The organism is Streptomyces sp. UC4497, from assembly GCF_054871485.1.
In genome coordinates, this window is record NZ_JBTYHB010000027.1 from 67,235 (window position 1) to 85,652 (window position 18,418).

Sequence of the window (18,418 nt, forward strand, 5' to 3'; positions counted from 1 at the left end):
GCACGCACCACAGTGACGACCGCGAGGACCAGAGGACCAGGAAGGCACAGGACATGGGACGCCACCGACGCTCCGCCGCCGGCCGCCCGCACGCGAGCGACTTTGCGCAGGGCTACGCGGAGTACCCACCGCGCCCCACGCCTCCCGCAGAACCCGGCACCTCCCACCACCGCAAGAAGCGGCGCGACGGCGTGCCGCTGCGCACCGGTCTGCTCGGTGCCTCGGCCGCGGTCGCGATGGGCGCGGTCGCGGTGACCACGGGACTGATTCCCGGCGGCGGGGGCTTCAAGTTCGGCGGCGGTGACGGCAGCAGGGTGCAGGCCGCCGACTCCCCCGACGTCACGGCGCAGGGCAGCACGGACGGTGCGGTCGACGACCGGGCGCCCTCCGCGGCGAGCCGCGACACCGAGCGGGCCACGCCGTCCGCGACGCCGTCACGGTCCGCTTCGAGCGCCGCGCCGCGGTCCTCCGAACCGTCGAAGCGTGAGCAGCAGTCCCGGTCCGCCGACGACAGCGGTACGAGGACGAAGAGCGCGAGCCCGTCGACGTCCGCCCCGTCGTCGCCCGCGCGGACGAAGGCGCCCTCCGCTGCGGGCGGCGGCGCGGCGACCACGTCGGAGAAGGCGGCGTCGGCGCAGGTCCTCTCCCTCGTCAACCAGGAGCGCTCCAAGGTGGGTTGCTCCCCGGTGACGGCGGACAGCGGCCTCGCCTCGCTCGCCACGGCGTTCAGCGACGACATGGCCGCGCGGGACTTCTTCGACCACACGGACCCGGACGGGGCGACGCCCTGGGACCGCGCCAAGGCGGCGGGCATCACGGATCTCGGCGGCGAGAACATCGCCCGCGGTCAGGCCAACGCCCAGTCCGTCATGGACTCCTGGATGAACAGCCCCGGCCACAAGGCGAACATCCTGAACTGCGACTTCAAGACCTTGGGCGTCGGCGTGCACTTCGGCTCGGGCGGGCCGTGGTGGACGCAGGACTTCGGCTACTGACGTCCTACGCCGGCGTGCGCGGCGGGCGCTGGCAGCGCGGGCAGTAGTAGCTGGACCGGTTCATCCAGGGGCGCCGGCGCATGGGCGTCGAACAGCGCCGGCACGGCAGCCCCTCACGCCCGTACGCGTCGAGGGAGCGGTCGAAGTAGCCCGACTCCCCGTTCACATTCACGTACAGGGAGTCGAAGCTCGTCCCGCCGACGCTCAGCGCCGCGTTCATCACATCCCTTACGTGGCCGAGGAGTTCGGCCGTGCGCGGGCGCGTGAACGTGCCCGTGGGGCGCTCGTAGTGCAGCTTCGCGCGCCACAGTGCCTCGTCCGCGTAGATGTTGCCGACGCCGCTGATGAGGGACTGGTCGAGCAGGGCCCGCTTGATGGTGCTGCGCTTCGCGCGCAGCGCGGTGTGGAACGCGGCGTCGTCGAAGAGCGCGTCGAGGGGGTCGCGGGCGATGTGCGCGATGACGTCGGGCAGGCCGCTGTCGTCGGTGTCGTGCAGCGAGAGCCCGCCGAAGGTGCGCTGGTCGACGAAGCGCAGCTCCGTCGCAAGGTCGTCGGCGAAGCGGACGCGGATGCGCAGGTGCTTCTCGTCGGGGGCGTCGTGCGGCTGCACCAGGAGCTGGCCGCTCATGCCGAGGTGGGCGAGGACGGAGAGGCCCGAGCCCTCCAGCGGCAGCCACAGATACTTGCCGCGCCGGCTCGGCTCGCCGATCGTCTGCCCCTTGAGCCGCGACGCGAAGTCCTCGCCACCCGCGATGTGCCGCCGCACGGACCGCGGATGCAACACCTCGACCTCGGCAACGGTCCGACGCGCCACCCACCGCTCCAGCCCACGCCGGACGACCTCAACTTCGGGCAGCTCTGGCACAGGGGTCCTCCCTATTCAAGCCCCGCCGACGATCGAAGCGCGGGGTCCGGGGCGCAGCCCCGATCTTTTCAGCCCCGCCGGCGTTTGAGGCGCGGGGTCCGGGGCGGAGCCCCGAGGCGTAGGCAAAATACAACGCCCGCCCCTCCGGCTGACCGGTGGGGCGGGCGTAGGAAGCGGAGCGGTTACGTCCCGGAGGGCGTATCGACCACCGCGGCATCCGCGGCAGCGGCCCGCTCGTCCGCGGCAGCGCGAATCGCACGCCACGCGGACTCAGCGGCCTGCTGCTCCGCTTCCTTCTTGCTGCGGCCGGTGCCGGTGCCGTACGAGACGCCTCCGACGCGGGCGGCAGCAGTGAAGGTCTTCTCATGATCCGGGCCGGTTTCGGTGACCAGGTACTCGGGCACGCCGAGTCCCTCCGTCGCCGTCAGCTCCTGGAGACTGGTCTTCCAGTCCAGGCCGGCACCGAGATTCGAGGACTTCTCGATGAGCGGGTCGAACAGCCGGTGGACGAGTTCGCCCGCCGCGTCCAGACCCTGGTCCAGGTACACCGCACCGATCACCGCTTCAAGGGTGTCGGCGAGAATCGACGCCTTGTCCCGGCCGCCCGTGCCCTCTTCGCCCCGGCCGAGCCGGATGAAGGAGCCCAGGTCGAGCCCGCGGCTGACCTCCGCAAGTGCACGCGAATTGACCACCGCGGCCCGCAGCTTGGCCAGTTGGCCTTCCGGCAGGTCGGGGTGGGTTCGGTAGAGGGTGTCGGTGACCACGAGGCCGAGGACCGAGTCGCCCAGGAATTCCAGGCGCTCGTTCGTCGGCAGGCCGCCGTTCTCATACGCGTACGAGCGATGCGTCAGCGCGCGCACCAGAAGGGCGGACTCGAGCTTGTACCCGAGCCGCCCTTCCAGAAGCGTGTGGGACGAGGCTGTGGTGTCCACCTTTTTCTTGGCGTCATCCGCCTTCTTGGGGCTCGACACTGTGCCTCTCACCAGCCGCTCAGACCTCGAGGACCTGGCGCTTGTTGTAGGTGCCGCAAGCCGGGCACGCGATGTGCTGCAGCTTGGGCTCCTGGCAACGCTCACACGAAACCAGGGTGGGGACCGCAGCCTTCCACTGCGACCGGCGGTGGCGCGTGTTGCTGCGCGACATCTTCCGCTTCGGAACAGCCACGGCTACTTCTCCTGCTTCTCGTCGACGCCCGCTTGCGCTTCGGCGCCGCTCATCTCGTCCTTCTCGCCGTCCTGGATGGATTCAGCGAGTCCCTGCAAAGCCGCCCAACGGATGTCGACGGCGTCGTGGTGGTGGCCCGGCTCGTCCGAAAGTCGCACTCCGCACTCGGAGCACAGACCTTCACAGTCTTCCTGGCACACCGGCTGCATCGGCAGTGCGAGCACCACCGCATCACGCAGCACCGGCTCGAGGTCGAACAGGCCGTCCTCGAGAAAGAGCCTGTCCTCGTCTTCCTCGGCGTCGTCGGCCGACTCCGCTTTCACACGGCCCCGGTCGTCGGCGTCAGGGTACGAGAACATCTCCTGGAAGTCCGCGTCGACCTCTTGGACGAGCGGCTCCAGACACCTTACGCACTCCCCCTTCGCCGATGCACGGGCGGTGCCTGTGACAAGCACCCCTTCCATGACCGACTCCAGACGGAGGTCGAGCTCCACCGGGGCGCCTTCCGGCACCTCGATGACTCCCAGGAGGCCGAACTCCTTGGGAGCGTCGATCGTGCGGGACAGCCGCTGCATGGCACCAGGACGCCGACCCAGCTCGTGCGTATCGAACACGAACGGGTTGCGGTGGTCGAGGTGGGTGTTCAGGGCTGGTCCTGCTTTCGATCTTCGAAACTCATGTGGGGATCGCCGCCCCGAATTTCCGGGCAGCTCGGAACGCACGTGCTACGCGCGACCGAAGAACCAGGGTACTGGACCTTTCGCTCACGGCCCAATCTGCCCCTGGGACCGGCTCAGCGACCCTGCTCGTACTGCCGCATCTGCTCCAGGCTGATCATGCTCGTGTCGAAGAGACTCGTCTCGTCGAGCGCGCTGTCCTGGGCCTGCTGCGGCTGGTGCTGCTGCGGTTCCTGCTGGTGCTGCTGGTACGCGTACGGGTCCTGCTGCTGTTGCTGCTGATACGCGTACGGGTCCTGCTGGTACGCCGCGTACGGGTCCTGCTGATAGGTGCCGTAGGCGTCCTGCTGGCCATAGGGCTGCTGCTGGTAGCCGCCGTACGGGTCCTGGCCCTGCTGCGCGTACGCGGGCGCGGGCTCGGGGGCCTGGGCGGGGATCTGGGGGACCTGCGGGGGCGCCGGCATGTGCGGGGGCTGCTGGGCGGCCGGCTGCTGGGTCTGGGTGCCGCCGATCTCGGCGAGGCCCGCGAGGTAGTCGGCGTCGCTGGTGTGCGCCTGCCCCTCGCCGTCCACGTCGAGCGTGCCGAGGTCGTCGCTGGCGATGCGGCCGTGCAGCTTCTGCCGGCCCTTGCCGACGGCGTCCAGGGTCTTGGCGAGCACCGCCTCGAAGGCGCCGAGCTTGGTGTCCACGTACGCGTCGGCGTCGCGCCGCAGCGTCTCCGGGTCGTGGCTGCGCTCGGGGGCGTCCTCGTCCTCGTAGCCCGCCTCGTCGACGCCGGGTCCGGTGCCGAGCAGCTTCTCGCGGCCGCGGCCGACCGAGCCGAGCGTCTTGTTGAGGACGACCTCGAAGTTGGCCAGCTTGGAGTCGACGTAGTCGTCGGCCTCCGCGCGGACCTCCTCGGCCTCTTGGCGGGCCTCGGCGAGGATCCGGTCGGCCTCGGCCTGGGCGCGCTGGGCGATCTCCGTGTCGGAGATCAGGGTGCCGCGCTCGGCCCGCGCGCTCTCGATGATCCGCTCGGCCTCCGCGTGGGCCTGCTCGACCATCTGCTCGCGGCCGCCGATGAGCTCCTGGGCCTGAGCGAGGGAGCCGGGCAGCGCCTGGCGCACCTCTTCGAGCATCGCCAGCAGGTCGGCGCGGTTGATCACGCACGAGGCCGACATCGGCATCGAGCGCGCGCCGCCGACCGTGCTGACGATGTCGTCGAGCTTCTTCTGCACGTCCACCGTGTGCTCGCCACTCTCTCGTCTAGACGCCGGTAAGGCTGGGGTGTTGGAGACGGACGAGACGACTGTAAGCCCAACGTGCGCGTGCGCGTCACTTCTTGGGAAGGCGCTCCGTCAATGCCTCGTGGACCTGCGGCGGAACCAGGTGCGAGACGTCGCCGCCCCAGGCGGCGACCTCCTTGACCAGGGAGGACGACAGGAAGCTGTACGTCGGGTTGGTGGGGACGAAGAGGGTCTCCACGCCGGAGAGGCCGATGTTCATCTGGGCCATCTGCAGCTCGTAGTCGAAGTCGCTGACGGCGCGCAGGCCCTTGACGATGGCCGGGATGTCGCGCTGCTTGCAGAAGTCGACGAGGAGGCCGTGGAAGGCCTCCACCTCCACGTTGCCGAACTCGGCCGTGACCTCGCGGATCAGCTCGATCCGCTCCTCGACCTCGAACAGTCCCTTCTTGGACTGGTTGATCATCACCGCGACGTGCACGACGTCGTAGAGCTTGGAGGCTCGGGCAATGATGTCGAGGTGGCCGTTGGTGATGGGGTCGAACGACCCCGGACAGACTGCGCGGCGCACGGGATGTCCCTCGCTCTCCGGTCCGGTCATCGTGCGTCGTCGCACGTGAGGGTGGTGTTCAAGGCGGCGCGACCGTACCAAAACGTGCCCTCGCCGTAGCGACGGGACCTCAGGCTCTCGAAGCCGTCCGGCCACCGGAATTCGCCGCCTCTGGTGCTGCGTTCCACGGTGACGAGCGCTTCGTCCGCGAGCCAGCCCCGCGTACGGAGTGTGAGCAGAATCTCGCGAAGATCGTCGTCGGAGACGGCGTACGGGGGGTCGAGAAAGACCAGGTCGTAGGGGGCAGTTGGGGGCGGGCCCGCGACGATTTGCTCCGCTTTTCCGGTACGTGCCTCGGCTCCCGGCAGGCCGATCGAGCGGATGTTCTCGCGGATCGTGCGGGCGGCGCGGGTGTCGGCCTCGACGAGGAGTGCGTGGGCGGCGCCGCGGGAGAGGGCCTCCAGGGCGACGGCGCCGGAGCCCGCGTACAGGTCGGCGACGCGGGTGCCGTCGAGGCTGCCGCCGAGGAGCGCCTGCCACGTGGAGAAGAGGGCCTCGCGTGCTCGGTCGGAGGTGGGCCGGGTGCCGTTGCCCGGGGGCACGGCGAGGCGGCGTCCGCCGGCGGTTCCGGCGATCACGCGGGTCATCGCGCTACGTCCTTGTCTTCCGTGTGACTGGTGCGGGTCCAGTTTGTCAGCACGTCGAGGCGGTGCGCCTGCCGGGCAGCGGGCGGCCGACCGTGCCTACGCCACGGGGCGCTGCCCCGGACCCCGCACCTCAAACGCCGGCGGGGCTGGGAGAAGTCGGGGCTCCGCCCCGGACCAGCGCCGCGAACGCCGGCGGGGCCGGCTCCAACCCGGGCCGCGAACACCGCCGGGGCTGATTTCGCCGAACCGGCGTCACGGCCTCGGGGCTCCGCCCCGGACCCAGCGCCTCAAACGCCGGCGGGGCTGAAGAGATCGGGGCTCCAGCCCGGGCCCCGGGCCCCAAATGCCGGCCGGTCTGAAAGATCGGGGCTCCGCCCCGGCGCCCTCGGGCTCTCGTCCAAGAGCGGGGCTGGAGATGCCCACCCGCCGCCGGGCTCGAATTGTCCTGCCCGCAGGCGATCGCCCGGGTCCTCCCGCCCATCTCCCACCCGCCCGCCCCCTCCGGGGGCATCGGCCCGATGGGGTGCCGCACCACGCCTTGGGCGACCCGGCGGCAGCCGCGGCTCCCCACGCGCAGCGGTCGACGCCGCACCACGCCTCGGGCAACCTCCGCCAACTGCGGCTCCCCACCCGTTGCCGTCGACGCCGCCCCGCCTTGGGCAACGCCAACCACGACTCCCCACCCGAGGCGGTCGACCGCACGCGCCCTTGGGCACCCTGCCGCCCTGGCACGCTTCCCCACCCATTGCGGTCGATCGCCACCGCTATGGGCAATCCGCCGCAAGCACGGCTCCCCACCCGCTGCGGTCCACCGCACGCGCCTTGGGCAATCTGCCGCCTGGGGCGGCAGGGTGGGCAAGACGGCACCCCGGTGCAGCGCACCCTCACAACGGGCCCCATCCCCGGCACAGCAACCCGGCCCCTGGAGGGGGGCGGGCAGGTGGGAGACGACCGGGCGCCGGCACAGCCGAGCAAGGACCAGTGCCGTGCTCTGAGTGCAAGGGCGCCCGCCCCGGCTAAGCACCAAGAACCGGTGCCGCGCTCCCCTCACGACGGGCGCCGACCCCGGCACAGCGACCGGGCCCCCGGACGGGCCGAAGCCCCCGGAGGGGGCGGGCGGGTGGGAGATGAGCGGGCACCGGCGCAGCCGGACAGGGGCCGGTGCCGTGCGCCGGGTGCAAGGGCGCCCACCCCCGGCACAGTGCCACGCAACCAGGGCGGGAGGCGTCCACCACGGCACCGTGAGACCCCGGTGCCGCGCAAACAAGACCGGAGACGCCGACCCCGGCACCGTGAGACCCCAGCGCCGCGCAACCAGGACGGGAGGCCTCGGCCACGGCACCGTCGCGCGACCAGGGCCCGGCACGGGTCAGCCCTTGTCCAGGTACTGTTCCCGTTCCTCGTCGAGGAGGGCGTCCAGCGCCACTCGTAGGGCAGGCAATGCAGCAAGCTCCGGGTCCGCCGAGACCACCTTCGTCGCCTCCTCCCGCGCCTCAGCGATGATCTCCTCGTCCTCGATCACGGCGAGCATCCGCAGGGACGAGCGGACGCCGGACTGGGCCTGGCCGAGGACGTCGCCCTCTCGGCGCTGTTCGAGGTCGATGCGGGACAGCTCGAACCCGTCGAGCGTGGCGGCGACGGCGCCGAGGCGGGCGCGCGCGGGTGCGGCCTCCGGCATCTCGGTGACCAGCAGGCAAAGGCCGGCCGCCGAGCCACGGCCGACGCGACCACGCAGCTGGTGGAGCTGCGAGACCCCGAACCGATCGGCGTCCATGATCACCATCGCCGTCGCGTTCGGAACGTTCACCCCGACCTCGATGACGGTCGTCGCCACCAGGACGTCCGTCTCCCCCGCGGCGAAGCGACGCATCACGGCGTCCTTGTCGTCGGGCTGCATCCGCCCGTGCAGCACCTCGACCTTGAGCCCCTGGAGCGGGCCGCGCGCCAGCTCCTCCGCGACGTCGAGCACGGCGAGCGGCGGCCGCTTCTCCGCCTCGTCCTCGGCGGACTGCTTCTTGGCGGCGCCCTTCTTGGGCTTCTCGTCCTCGTCGTCACCGATGCGCGGGCAGACGACGTACGCCTGGTGTCCGTTGCTCACTTCCTCGCGTACGCGCTCCCAGGCACGCGCCAGGAAGTGCGGCTTGTCGGCCGCCGGTACGACATGGCTGGCGATCGGCGAGCGGCCGGCCGGCAACTGGTCGAGGACGGACGTCTCCAGGTCACCGAAGACCGTCATCGCGACCGTGCGCGGAATCGGCGTCGCCGTCATGACCAGGAGGTGCGGCGGCTGCTTGCCCTTCGAACGCAGAGCGTCGCGCTGTTCCACACCGAAGCGGTGCTGCTCGTCCACGACGACCAGGCCCAGGTCGTCGAACTGCACCTTGTCCTCGATCAGCGCGTGCGTGCCGATGACGATGCCCGCCTCGGCCGTGGCCAGGTCGAGCAGCGCCTGGCGGCGGGCGGGCATGCCCATCGAGCCGGTGAGCAGGACGACCTTGGTGGCGTGCTCGGCCCCGCCCAGCATCCCGCCCTGCGCCAGTTCGCCCATCATCTCGGTGATGGACCGGTGGTGCTGCTGCGCGAGGACCTCGGTGGGCGCGAGCATCGCGGCCTGACCACCCGCGTCGACGACGGCGAGCATGGCGCGCAGCGCGACCATCGTCTTGCCCGATCCCACCTCTCCCTGGAGCAGCCGGTGCATCGGGTGCTCCGTGGCCAGGTCGTCGAAGATCTCCTTGGAGACCTTCTGCTGGCCGTCGGTGAGCGTGAAGGGGAGCTTCGCGTCGAAGGCGGTCAGCAGGCCGTCCTCCTTCGGGACGCGGGCGACCGCCGTCAGCTGCGTCTCCGCGAAGCGGCGCCGGGCGAGGGCCACTTGGAGGACGAACGCCTCATCCCACTTGAGGCGGTCCCGGGCGCCTGCGACGTCGTCCTTCGTCTGCGGCCGGTGGATCTTGAGCAGGGCCTCGGGCAGCGGGACCAGGCCGCGGCCCTCGCGCAGCGATTCGGGCAGCGGGTCCTCGGCCTCGCGCGCGCTGGGCAGCACCAGGTCGACGGCCTTGGCGATCTTCCAGGACTCCAGCTTGGCCGTGGCCGGGTAGATCGGCAGCAGGGCGCCGGCCCAGGAGCCGACGGCCTCCTCGGCCTCGTCGGAGGACTCGGCGTTGAGCAACTGGTAGGCGGGGTGCGCCAGTTGCATCTTCCGGTTGAAGACCGAGGCCTTGCCGGCGAACATCGCGCGCGTGCCGGGCAGCAGGTCCTTGTGCGGCTTGTGGATGCCGCGGCCGAAGAAGACGAGCTGGAGCTGGCCGCTGCCGTCGGTGATGGTGACTTCGAGGCGCTGGCCCCTGCCGCCGTTGAACTTCAGGATGCGGGCGGTGGCGACCTGCGCGACGACCGTCACGTGCTCGTCGAGCGGCAGCTCCGCGAGGCGGGTGAGCTCGCCCCGCTCCGCGTATCTGCGCGGGTAGTGGTGGAGCAGATCCCCGACCGTGTGCAGGCCTAGATGCTCGGCCATCACCTTCGCGGTGGCGGGGCCGAGCACCTTCTTCAGTGGTTCTTCGAGCGCGGGCACGAGATCCATTGCACACCACGCCACTGACAATGGCCGAACACTGCCCGGAAACGAGGCTCGGGGCGGCCCTGAAACGAGTCCGAGGGCGGCCCCGAAACGCGCCTCAGCCCATCTCGGGCACCGGCGTCACCAGCTTCCCGTGCGACAGGTACGCCGTCAGGTTGTCCAGCGTCAGCCGTTCCATCTCGTCACGGGTCTCGACGGTGCCGCTGGCCAGGTGCGGCGTGAGGACCACGCTGTCCAGGGCGAGGAGCGGCTCCGGCACGTCCGGTTCGGCGGCGAAGACGTCGAGTCCCGCGCCGGCGAGGCCGCCGGTGGTCAGGAGGTCGACCAGCGCCTCCTCGTCGACCACGCTGCCGCGCGCGATGTTGACGAGGTAACCCTCGGGGCCGAGCGCCTCCAGGACCTCCCGGGAGACGAGACCGCTGGTGGCGGCGCCGCCGGAGGTGGCGACCACCAACACGTCGACGGACGCGGCCAGTTCCGCGGGCGAGGCCGCGTACGTGTAGTCGACGCCGGGGACCTCGCGGCGGCTGTGGTAGCTGATCGGGCAGCCCATGGCGGCGAACCGGGTGGCGATGGCCCGCCCGATCCGGCCGAGCCCGAGCACGCCGATCCGGGCGCCGCTGACCCGCCGCGCCAACGGGACGGGGCCCTCGCTCGGCCAGCGGCCGGCCCGTACGTAACGGTCGGCGGCGGAGAGCCCCCGCAGCACGTCGAGCGTGAGCCCGAGCGCGGTGTCCGCGACGCAGTCGGTGAGCACGTCGGGGGTGTTGCTGACCACGATGCCGCGCTCCAGGGCGAGGGCGACGTCGGTGGTGTCGTAGCCGACCCCGAAGTTGACGACGGCGCCGAGGCGCGGCAGCGCGGCCATGAGTTCGGTGCCGACGCCCGCGCGGCCGGAGGTGACGACGACGCCGACCTCACCCCCGTACTCCGCGAGGAAACCGTCGCGTTCGGGTCCTTCCTTCGGAAGGACGAGAGCGTCGTACGTGGTGTTCAGCGTCCGGGCGAGCGAGGGCTTGAGCGAGCCGACGGCGAGGACGCGGCCGACAGAGGCGGAGGCGGTGGCGGAGGCGGTGGACGTGGTCATGCGGGGACTCCTTCCTGGACCGGCTCGTGGCCCCGGGCCGGTTCATGGTCCGGGTTCACGGTCCGGAGCCGGTTCATGGTCCGGGGGCCGGTTCAGATCACTTTCTTGACGAGCACGGCGAGTTCGGCGTGCTCGGCCTCGGTGAGGTCGGTCAGCGGCGGGCGCACCGGTCCCGCGCCGTGGCCGGAGACGGTGAGGCCCGCCTTCACGATCGAGACCGCGTAGCCGGGCTGCCGGTCGCGGATGGCGATATAGGGCAGAACGAACTCGCGCAGCCGGTCGTAGACCTGCGCCTTGTCGTGGGCGCGCACGGCCGCGTAGAAGTCGCAGGCCCACTGCGGGGCGAAGTTGAAGATGGCCGACGAGTAGGTGGTGGCGCCGAGTTCGAGGTACGGCAGGGCGTACGTCTCGGCCGTCGGGAGGCCGCCGATGAGGACGAGCCGCCCGTCGTGTTCGGCGTGCAGCCGGGCCATGAGGTCGATGTCGCAGACACCGTCCTTGAACCCGATGAAGTTGGGGAAGCGGGCGACGAGCCGGTCCACGGTCGCCGCCTTGAAGCGGGCGTTGGCGCGGTGGTAGACGATCACGCCGAGGGACGTGGCCGCGCAGACCCGTGCCACGTGGTCGTAGAGCCCCTCCTGTCCGACCTCGGTGAGGTAGGGCGGCAGCAGCAGGAGGCCGTCGGCCCCGCCCTCCTCCGCCCGCCGGGCCATCTCCACCGCGGTCGCCGTGCCGTATCCGGCCGCCCCGATGACCGGCAGCCCGTCGTGCGCCTCCGCGACGGTCGCCCGCAGCACCGCGTCGACGTCGGTGTGGCTGAGCGAGAAGAACTCGCCGGTGCCGCCCGGGGCGAAGAGGCCCGCCACGTCGTACCCGGCCAGACGCTGCAGGTGCGCGCGGTAGGCCGGCTCGTCGAAGGCGTGATCGGGCGTGGTGTGGGTGACGGGGAAGGACAGCAGGCCGGAGCCCAGGACGCGGCGCAGATCATCGGGCGAGAAACGGGCCATGGGGGCAGCTCCAGGGTCGTCGGGCGGATGAGGCCGGCTGGCCGCAAGCTAGCAGACGTTGATCACGGATAGGAATGGCGTCCACATATGAGTACGCATATGGGTACGCCCTTCCCGGCGCACACGTGGGGCGCGCCCAACTTCCTTGCTTGCGCGATCTATTGACGTGCCCGAGAACCCCCACTTACCGTGCGTCCACAAATTGAAACGGCGTCTACATCCGTGGACAAGCTCGCGCCTGTCACGGTGGAGGAAGCCCCATGTCCCCTGTTCTCATCCCCGGTCGGGCTCTCGCTCTGGCGCTCGTCTGCACGCTCGCCGCAAGCGGCTGCACCGTGGCCAACAGTGCGTCGGTGACGGCGGGCAAGGACACGCTCCGTGTGGTGCTGCCGGAGGAACCGAACACCCTGGAGCCCTGCGACGGCTCGCAGACCACCACCGGCGTCGTGGTGCGCTCCAACATCACCGAACCGCTGACCGAACGCGATCCGCGCTCCGGAAAGCTGACGGCGAAGCTGGCGACCGGCTGGAAGCGCACCTCCGGCACCGAGTGGACGTACACCATCCGCAAGGGCGTCAGGTTCAGCGACGGCTCCCGCTTCGACGCGAAGGACGCCGCGTTCTCCATCGACCGGGCGGTCAACTCCAACTTCGGCTGCGACGTCGAGGGCTACGTCTTCGGGGACATGGACGTGAAAGTGGCGACGCCCGACGCCTACACGCTGAAGGTGAGGACCCCCCAGGCGGACCCGATCCTGCCGCTGCGGCTCTCCTTCATCGAGATGGTGCCGACGTCCACCGACGCGAAGAAGAAGGTGCGCGAGCCCGTCGGCACGGGCCCGTACCGGATCTCCGACTGGGAGCCGGGCCTGCGGCTCTCCCTCGCGGCGAACAAGAAGTACTGGGGCAAGACCCCCGACTACCGCAACGCCCTCTACCAATGGCGTCCCGAAGGCAGCGTGCGCGCCTCCATGGTCACCAACGGCGAGGCGGACGTGGCCACGTCGATCGGCCCGCAGGACGGCGGGGGCGACACCGCGGTCCCGTATCGCAACAACGAGACCACCGCCCTGCGCATGCAGTACACGGAGGCGCCTCTGAACGACAAGCGCGTGCGCCAGGCGATCAACTACGCGATCGACCGCAAGGGCATCGTCGACTCCCTCTACCGGGGCGACGCGAAGGTCGCCGCGCAGCTCGTCCGCTCCGGGGTCACCGGATACGACACGAACCTGAAGCCATGGCCGACCGACCTCGCGAAGGCGAAGAAGCTGCTGGCCGAGGCGAAGGCCGACGGGGTCGACGTGGGCAAGCGGATCCGGCTGGTCGCGCGCACCGCCCAGTTCCCGAAGATCGACGAGACCGTGCAGGTGATCCAGCACGAACTCGCCCGGCTCGGTCTGAACGTCAGGATCCAGATGACGGACACGGCGGGCAGCTCCGAGTTCCAGGAACGCCCCTTCCCCAACAACCCGGGGCCGTACCTGATGCTGATCCAGCACGGCAACCAGGCCGGTGACGCCGCCTTCACCATGGACCAGTACCTGCTGAGCAAGGGGTTCCAGAGCTCCGGTGGCACCGCCGCGTTCGACAAGAAGATCCGCGCCGCCGAAGCCCTCACCGGGGACGCGCGGCAGAAGGCGCTGGCCCGGATCTTCTCCGAGGAGCCGACCGAGATCGCCCAGTACGCGTACATCGCGCACATGTACGGGATCATCGCGCTCGCTCCGGGCGTCCGTTACGAGCCCAACTCCGCGACCGGCGACGAGATGCGCCTCGCCGAGTTCACGCACGCCGACTGACAGCGCGGCACGTCCACCCCGCTCACGGGGCTCCGCCCCGGACCCCGCGGGCTCCCGTCCAAGAGCGGGGCTGAAAATGCGAACTTCCTCCGACCAAGGGACAGCGATGTTCCAATTCCTCCGCCGTCGCACGCTGACCAGCATCCTGCCGCTGCTCGCGGTGCTTCTCGGGGTCTTCGTCCTCGCGCGGCTCACCGGCGATCCCTCGTCCTTGTACCTGCCCGAATCCGCCACCCCGGCCCAGCGCGCCGCGTTCGCCGCGCGCAACGGGTTCGACGACTCGATCTGGCAGCAGATCGCCGACTACTTCGGCGGCGTCTTCCAGCTCGACTTCGGCGAGTCGCTCCGCACCGGCGAGTCCGCGGCGACGATGGCGCTGCGGGCCTTTCCCGCCACGTTGCAGCTCGCCTTCGCGACCATGCTGATCGCCGTCATCGGCGCGGTGATCATCGGCAGCTGGGCCGCCTACCGGCCCAACTCCCTTGCCGACCGCGTCTGTTCGTTCCTGTCCATGACCGCCGCGAGCGTCCCCGACTTCTGGTTCGCGATCACCGGCGTATGGATCTTCTCCGTGACGCTCGGCGTGCTGCCCACCTCGGGCGTCACCGACGGCATGCTCTCGTGGGTGCTGCCGGTGGCGACGCTGGTGATCCGGCCGCTCGGCGTGCTCACCCAGGTGGTGCGCGGCGCGATGGTCTCCGCGCTCTCCGCCCCGTACGTCCGCCTCGCGCGCAGCAAGGGGGCCGGCAGCGTCCGCGTGGTCAGTCATCACGCGCTGCGCAACGCCGCCGCGCCCGCGCTCACCGTGGCGGGCGATCTCGCCGTCTCGCTGGTCAACGGGGCCGTGGTGGTGGAGACGATCTTCGGCTGGCCCGGCATCGGGAAGCTGATGATCGACTCCATCCTGGGCCGCGACTTCGCGGTGCTGCAGGCCGCCGTGCTGATCACCGCGATCACCATCTTCGCGCTCAACATCGTCATCGACGTCTGCTACGCGCTGCTCGACGCGCGCGTGCGCGAGACGGCGACGGCCTGAGGAGGACGCCGTGAGCATTTCGACCGACTCGACCGACAAGCCGGTGGACTCCGCGTCCGACACCCCGGTCCCCACGAAAGGCGCCTCCGCACCCCGCGGCAGCCAAGTCCCCCTGTGGCGCATGCTGTTGCGCGACCGCGTCGCCACCGTGGCGGCCGTGCTGCTCGTCCTGATCGCGCTCACCGCGCTCCTCGGCCCGCCGCTGCTCGGCGACTCCGCCACCGAGCAGGACCTGAAGAACGCCAACCAGGCACCGTTCTCCCTCGACCACGGCTGGCTCGGCGTCCTCGGTACCGATCCGCTCGGCCAGAGCGTGCTGGCCCGGCTGATCGTCGCCGCCCGCACCACGTTCAGCGTGGCCGTGCCCGCGGTGCTGCTCGCGCTGGCCGTCGGCTCACTGATCGGCATGTGGGCCGGCTACCACCGCGGCCGCCGCGAGACGGTCGCGATGCGCGTCGCCGACGTCATCATGAGCTTCCCTTCTCTGCTCATGGCGGTCGTCGTGCTGTACGTCTTCTCGCCGAGCATCGCCAACCTCGTCCTGGTGCTGACCGTCACCCGGCTCCCGGTCTATCTGCGCACCGCCCGGTCCGAATCCTCCGAGCTGCAGAGCCGCCTTTTCGTGGACGCGGCGCGGACCTTCGGCACGTCCAGCGGGGCGATCATCCGCCGGCACGTGTTCCCGATCGTGCTGCCGACGCTGCTGACGCTCGCCACGCTCGAATTCTGTTACGTGATGCTCGCGGAGTCCTCGCTGAGCTTCCTCGGCATCGGCATCCAACCACCCGATGTGAGCTGGGGGTTGATGGTCTCGCAGGGCCGGACGTACCTGCAGAGCGCGTGGTGGCTGACCTTCTTCCCCGGGCTCGCCATCGTCGTCACGACCGTCTCCGCGACCGTGCTCGCCTCCTGGGCGCGGCTCGCCACCGACCCCGCGCAGCGCTGGCGCCTCACGCTGCCCCGCAAGGCGCGGCGCCGCGCGGGCCGCGCCGCCCGCACCGTCCCGGCTCCCCAGGAGGCCCAGTCGTGACCGCCACCGCTACGCGTACCGCCCTCGAAGTGGACGGCCTCAGCGTCGACATCCGCACCCCGACCGGCACCGTACGGGCCGTCGACAAGGTCACCTTCAGCGCCCGGCGCGGCCGGACGCTGGCCCTGCTCGGCGAGTCCGGCTGCGGCAAGTCGATGACGGCGCAGGCCATCGTGTCGCTGCTCGACCCGGCCGCCGAGGTGAGCGCGGGCCGGGTGCTGCTCGACGGCACCGATCTGGTCGCCGCCGACGAGCGGACCCGGCGCGCGCTCGCGGGACCCGAACTCGCCATCGTCTTCCAGGACGCGCTCACCGCCCTCAACCCGGTCTACACGGTGGGCACCCAGCTCGCCGAGCCGTTCCGGATCCACCGCGGGATGTCCCGCAAACAGGCCCGCAAGGAAGCGATCGAGCTGATGGCGCGGGTCGGCATCCCGGAGCCGGAGAGCCGGGTGGACGCCTATCCGCACCAGTTCTCCGGCGGTATGCGCCAGCGTCTCCTGATCGCCATCGCCGTCGCCCTCTCCCCCTCCGTGCTCCTCGCCGACGAGCCGACGACCGCGCTCGACGTGACCGTGCAGGCGCAGATCATGCAGCTGCTGCATGATCTGCGCTCGGAGCGGGACATGAGCGTCGTACTGATCACCCACGACCTGGCCCTCGTCTCCGAGCAGGCCGACGAGGTCGTGGTGATGTACGCGGGCACGGTCGTCGAGTCGGGCCCCGTGCGCGAGGTGTTCGGGGCGCCACAACACCCTTACACCAAGGGCCTGTTGGACTCGGTGCCGGTGCACGCCGCGCGCGGTGAGGAGCTGCGGTCCATCGGCGGCTCCCCGCCGGACCTGCACTCGATCCCGTCCGGCTGCGTCTACCAGGACCGCTGCCCGCTGGCGCGCGATCTGTGCCGCGCGCGGCGCCCCGAACCGTCCGAGGTCGCGCCGGGCCGCACGGCCGCCTGCCACTTCTCCGACGAGGTGACCCGATGAGCGACAACCCGCTCCTCCAAGTAAGCGACAACCCGCTTCTCCAGGTACGCGAGCTCACCAAGACGTTCCAGGTCCAGGGCGCCGGCAAGGGGCGCCGGCTGCGCGCCCTGAACGGCATCTCCTTCGATCTGCGGCGCGGCGAGACCCTCGGCCTCGTCGGGGAGTCGGGCTGCGGCAAGTCCACGCTCGCCCGGACGCTGCTCATGCTGGAGCGGCCCGACGGCGGCGAGGTCCGCTTCGACGGCGTGGACCCCTTCGCCCTCAAGGGGGCGGAGCTGCTGGCGTGGCGGCGCCGGGTGCAGATGGTCTTCCAGGACCCGTTCGCCTCGCTCAACGCCCGGATGACGGCCGGCGAGATCATCGGCGAACCGTGGCGCACCCACAAGTCCCTGCACCGCACGGCGAGCGAACGGGACGCCCGCGTACGGGAGTTGCTCGATCTCGTCGGGCTGCGCAAGGGCGACGAGCACCGCTATCCGCAGGAGTTCTCCGGCGGCCAGCGTCAGCGCATCGGCATCGCCCGCGCGCTCGCCCTCTCCCCCGACGTGATCATCTGCGACGAGCCGGTCTCCGCGCTCGACCTGTCCGTGCAAGCCCAGGTGCTCAACCTCCTCAACGACCTGCAACGACAGCTCGGTGTCAGCTATCTCTTCATCTCCCACGACCTGTCGGTGGTCCGGCACGTCGCGGACCGCGTGCTGGTGATGTACCTGGGCGGCATCGTGGAACAGGGCGACACGGAGTCCGTCTTCGGCCGCGCCCTGCACCCATACAGTTCGGCGCTGATGTCGGCCGCGCCGTCGCTCGACGCCGACGCGCGCCGCGAACAGATCGTCCTCCAGGGCGAGTTGCCTTCCCCGCTATCGCCGCCGTCCGGCTGCCGCTTCCGCACCCGCTGCTGGAAGGCGACCGACGCGTGCGCCTCGGCCGCGCCCGACCCGGCCGTCGACGCACGGGATCCGGGGCACACGGCGGCCTGCTTCCATCCGCTGGAGGACACCTCCGGCCTGGTGGCCGCGGGTGGGGGCGGTCTGTGACGGTCACCGGCTATCTCGTCGTCGCGGTCGCGGTGGTGATCGCCTCCTGTCTCCAGGCGTCCATCGGCTTCGGCATGGGGATGCTCGCCGCGCCGGTGGTCGCCGTCGTCGACCCGACCCTCGTCCCCGGAACGCTGATCATTCAGGCGGGCGTGCTCACCCTCCTCGTGACGGTGGCCGAGCGGCAGCACATCGATCTGCGGGGCACCGGCTGGGCGCTGGTCGGCCGGGTGCCCGGCACCATCGCGGGAGCGCTGCTCGTGGCCGCGCTCCCGCCGCAGGGCCTCGCCCTGATGCTGTCCGGCGTGGTGCTCCTGGGCGTCGTGCTGACCTGCTTCGGCTGGGCCCCGCAGCCGCACCGTCCTGTCCTGGTCCTCGCCGGGTCCGCGTCCGGGCTGCTCGGCACCGCGACCTCGATCGGCGGTCCGCCGATGGCCCTGGTCTGGCAGGGCAAGGACGCCCCGGTGCTGCGCGGCACCATGAGCGGGTTCTTCCTCATCGGCTCGGTGCTCTCCCTCGCGACGCTCGCGTCGACGGGCGCCATCGGTACGCACACGCTCCTGATGTCGGCCGTGCTGGCCCCCGCGCCGGTCATCGGCTACGCGCTCTCGCGTTACGTGAACCGCTTCATGGACGCCCGCCGGCTGCGCTGGGCCGCGATCGGGGTGTCGGCGCTGGGGGCGGTGCTGCTGATCGGCGAGCAGTTGGTGTGAGCGTCACCCGAACCCGAGGTTG

17 protein-coding genes are annotated in these 18,418 nt (G+C 71.0%); 7 read left to right on the plus strand and 10 right to left on the minus strand.

Annotated features, from left to right (window positions below):
- The first annotated feature begins 53 nt into the window (after positions 1–53).
- Complete coding sequence (locus ACYSUO_RS30015) at positions 54–995, plus strand: CAP domain-containing protein (protein ID WP_461779360.1); 942 nt, start codon at positions 54–56, stop codon at positions 993–995.
- A gap of 4 nt (positions 996–999) precedes the next feature.
- On the opposite strand, the gene mutM is transcribed toward ACYSUO_RS30015, so the two are convergent.
- The 10 genes from mutM to kdgD all read right to left on the minus strand — a co-directional run bounded on the left by mutM (position 1,000) and on the right by kdgD (position 11,792).
- Positions 1,000–1,860, minus strand: coding sequence for a bifunctional DNA-formamidopyrimidine glycosylase/DNA-(apurinic or apyrimidinic site) lyase (gene mutM / locus ACYSUO_RS30020; protein ID WP_461779361.1), 861 nt, complete (start codon positions 1,858–1,860; stop codon positions 1,000–1,002).
- Between the two features lie 182 nt (positions 1,861–2,042).
- On the minus strand, positions 2,043–2,843 hold the full coding sequence (gene rnc, locus ACYSUO_RS30025) for a ribonuclease III (RefSeq protein ID WP_426900593.1): 801 nt from the start codon (positions 2,841–2,843) through the stop codon (positions 2,043–2,045).
- Between the two features lie 7 nt (positions 2,844–2,850).
- Positions 2,851–3,024: a 50S ribosomal protein L32 gene (gene rpmF, locus ACYSUO_RS30030; protein WP_030361955.1), complete on the minus strand. Its 174-nt coding sequence runs from the start codon at positions 3,022–3,024 to the stop codon at positions 2,851–2,853.
- A gap of 2 nt (positions 3,025–3,026) precedes the next feature.
- Complete coding sequence (locus ACYSUO_RS30035; RefSeq protein WP_461779397.1) at positions 3,027–3,671, minus strand: YceD family protein; 645 nt, start codon at positions 3,669–3,671, stop codon at positions 3,027–3,029.
- Between the two features lie 146 nt (positions 3,672–3,817).
- Complete coding sequence (locus ACYSUO_RS30040; RefSeq protein ID WP_461779362.1) at positions 3,818–4,924, minus strand: ATP synthase F0 subunit B; 1,107 nt, start codon at positions 4,922–4,924, stop codon at positions 3,818–3,820.
- Positions 4,925–5,015: 91 nt separating this feature from the next.
- Positions 5,016–5,495, minus strand: a complete 480-nt coding sequence (coaD, locus tag ACYSUO_RS30045; RefSeq protein WP_461779363.1) for a pantetheine-phosphate adenylyltransferase — start codon at positions 5,493–5,495, stop codon at positions 5,016–5,018.
- Between the two features lie 26 nt (positions 5,496–5,521).
- Positions 5,522–6,121 carry a 16S rRNA (guanine(966)-N(2))-methyltransferase RsmD gene (rsmD, locus tag ACYSUO_RS30050; RefSeq protein WP_461779364.1) on the minus strand — a complete coding sequence of 200 codons (600 nt, stop codon included), beginning with the start codon at positions 6,119–6,121 and terminating at the stop codon, positions 5,522–5,524.
- Between the two features lie 1,369 nt (positions 6,122–7,490).
- The gene (gene recG, locus ACYSUO_RS30055; RefSeq protein ID WP_461779365.1) at positions 7,491–9,701 is read right to left on the minus strand and encodes an ATP-dependent DNA helicase RecG; all 2,211 of its coding nucleotides are present in this window, start codon (positions 9,699–9,701) and stop codon (positions 7,491–7,493) included.
- 94 nt (positions 9,702–9,795) lie between these two features.
- Positions 9,796–10,785, minus strand: a complete 990-nt coding sequence (locus ACYSUO_RS30060) for a 2-hydroxyacid dehydrogenase (RefSeq protein ID WP_461779366.1) — start codon at positions 10,783–10,785, stop codon at positions 9,796–9,798.
- Positions 10,786–10,877: 92 nt separating this feature from the next.
- Positions 10,878–11,792 (minus strand): 5-dehydro-4-deoxyglucarate dehydratase, encoded by a 915-nt coding sequence (gene kdgD, locus ACYSUO_RS30065; RefSeq protein WP_461779367.1) that lies wholly within the window; start codon positions 11,790–11,792, stop codon positions 10,878–10,880.
- Positions 11,793–12,052: 260 nt separating this feature from the next.
- On the opposite strand from kdgD, the gene ACYSUO_RS30070 reads away from it, so the two are divergent.
- The 6 genes from ACYSUO_RS30070 to ACYSUO_RS30095 all read left to right on the plus strand — a co-directional run bounded on the left by ACYSUO_RS30070 (position 12,053) and on the right by ACYSUO_RS30095 (position 18,396).
- Positions 12,053–13,594: an ABC transporter substrate-binding protein gene (locus ACYSUO_RS30070; RefSeq protein WP_461779368.1), complete on the plus strand. Its 1,542-nt coding sequence runs from the start codon at positions 12,053–12,055 to the stop codon at positions 13,592–13,594.
- Between the two features lie 106 nt (positions 13,595–13,700).
- A complete protein-coding gene (locus ACYSUO_RS30075; RefSeq protein ID WP_461779369.1) occupies positions 13,701–14,630 on the plus strand; it encodes an ABC transporter permease in 930 nt (309 codons plus the stop codon).
- Between the two features lie 10 nt (positions 14,631–14,640).
- Entirely contained in the window at positions 14,641–15,660 is a 1,020-nt protein-coding gene (locus ACYSUO_RS30080) for an ABC transporter permease (RefSeq protein WP_461779370.1), read from the plus strand.
- Positions 15,657–16,646: an ABC transporter ATP-binding protein gene (locus ACYSUO_RS30085; protein WP_461779371.1), complete on the plus strand. Its 990-nt coding sequence runs from the start codon at positions 15,657–15,659 to the stop codon at positions 16,644–16,646. Before ACYSUO_RS30080 ends, ACYSUO_RS30085 begins: the two co-directional genes overlap by 4 nt.
- Positions 16,643–17,683 (plus strand): ABC transporter ATP-binding protein, encoded by a 1,041-nt coding sequence (locus ACYSUO_RS30090; RefSeq protein WP_461779372.1) that lies wholly within the window; start codon positions 16,643–16,645, stop codon positions 17,681–17,683. Before ACYSUO_RS30085 ends, ACYSUO_RS30090 begins: the two co-directional genes overlap by 4 nt.
- Entirely contained in the window at positions 17,680–18,396 is a 717-nt protein-coding gene (locus ACYSUO_RS30095; protein WP_461779373.1) for a sulfite exporter TauE/SafE family protein, read from the plus strand. The genes ACYSUO_RS30090 and ACYSUO_RS30095 overlap by 4 nt, the downstream gene beginning before the upstream one ends.
- The last annotated feature ends 22 nt before the right edge of the window (positions 18,397–18,418 follow it).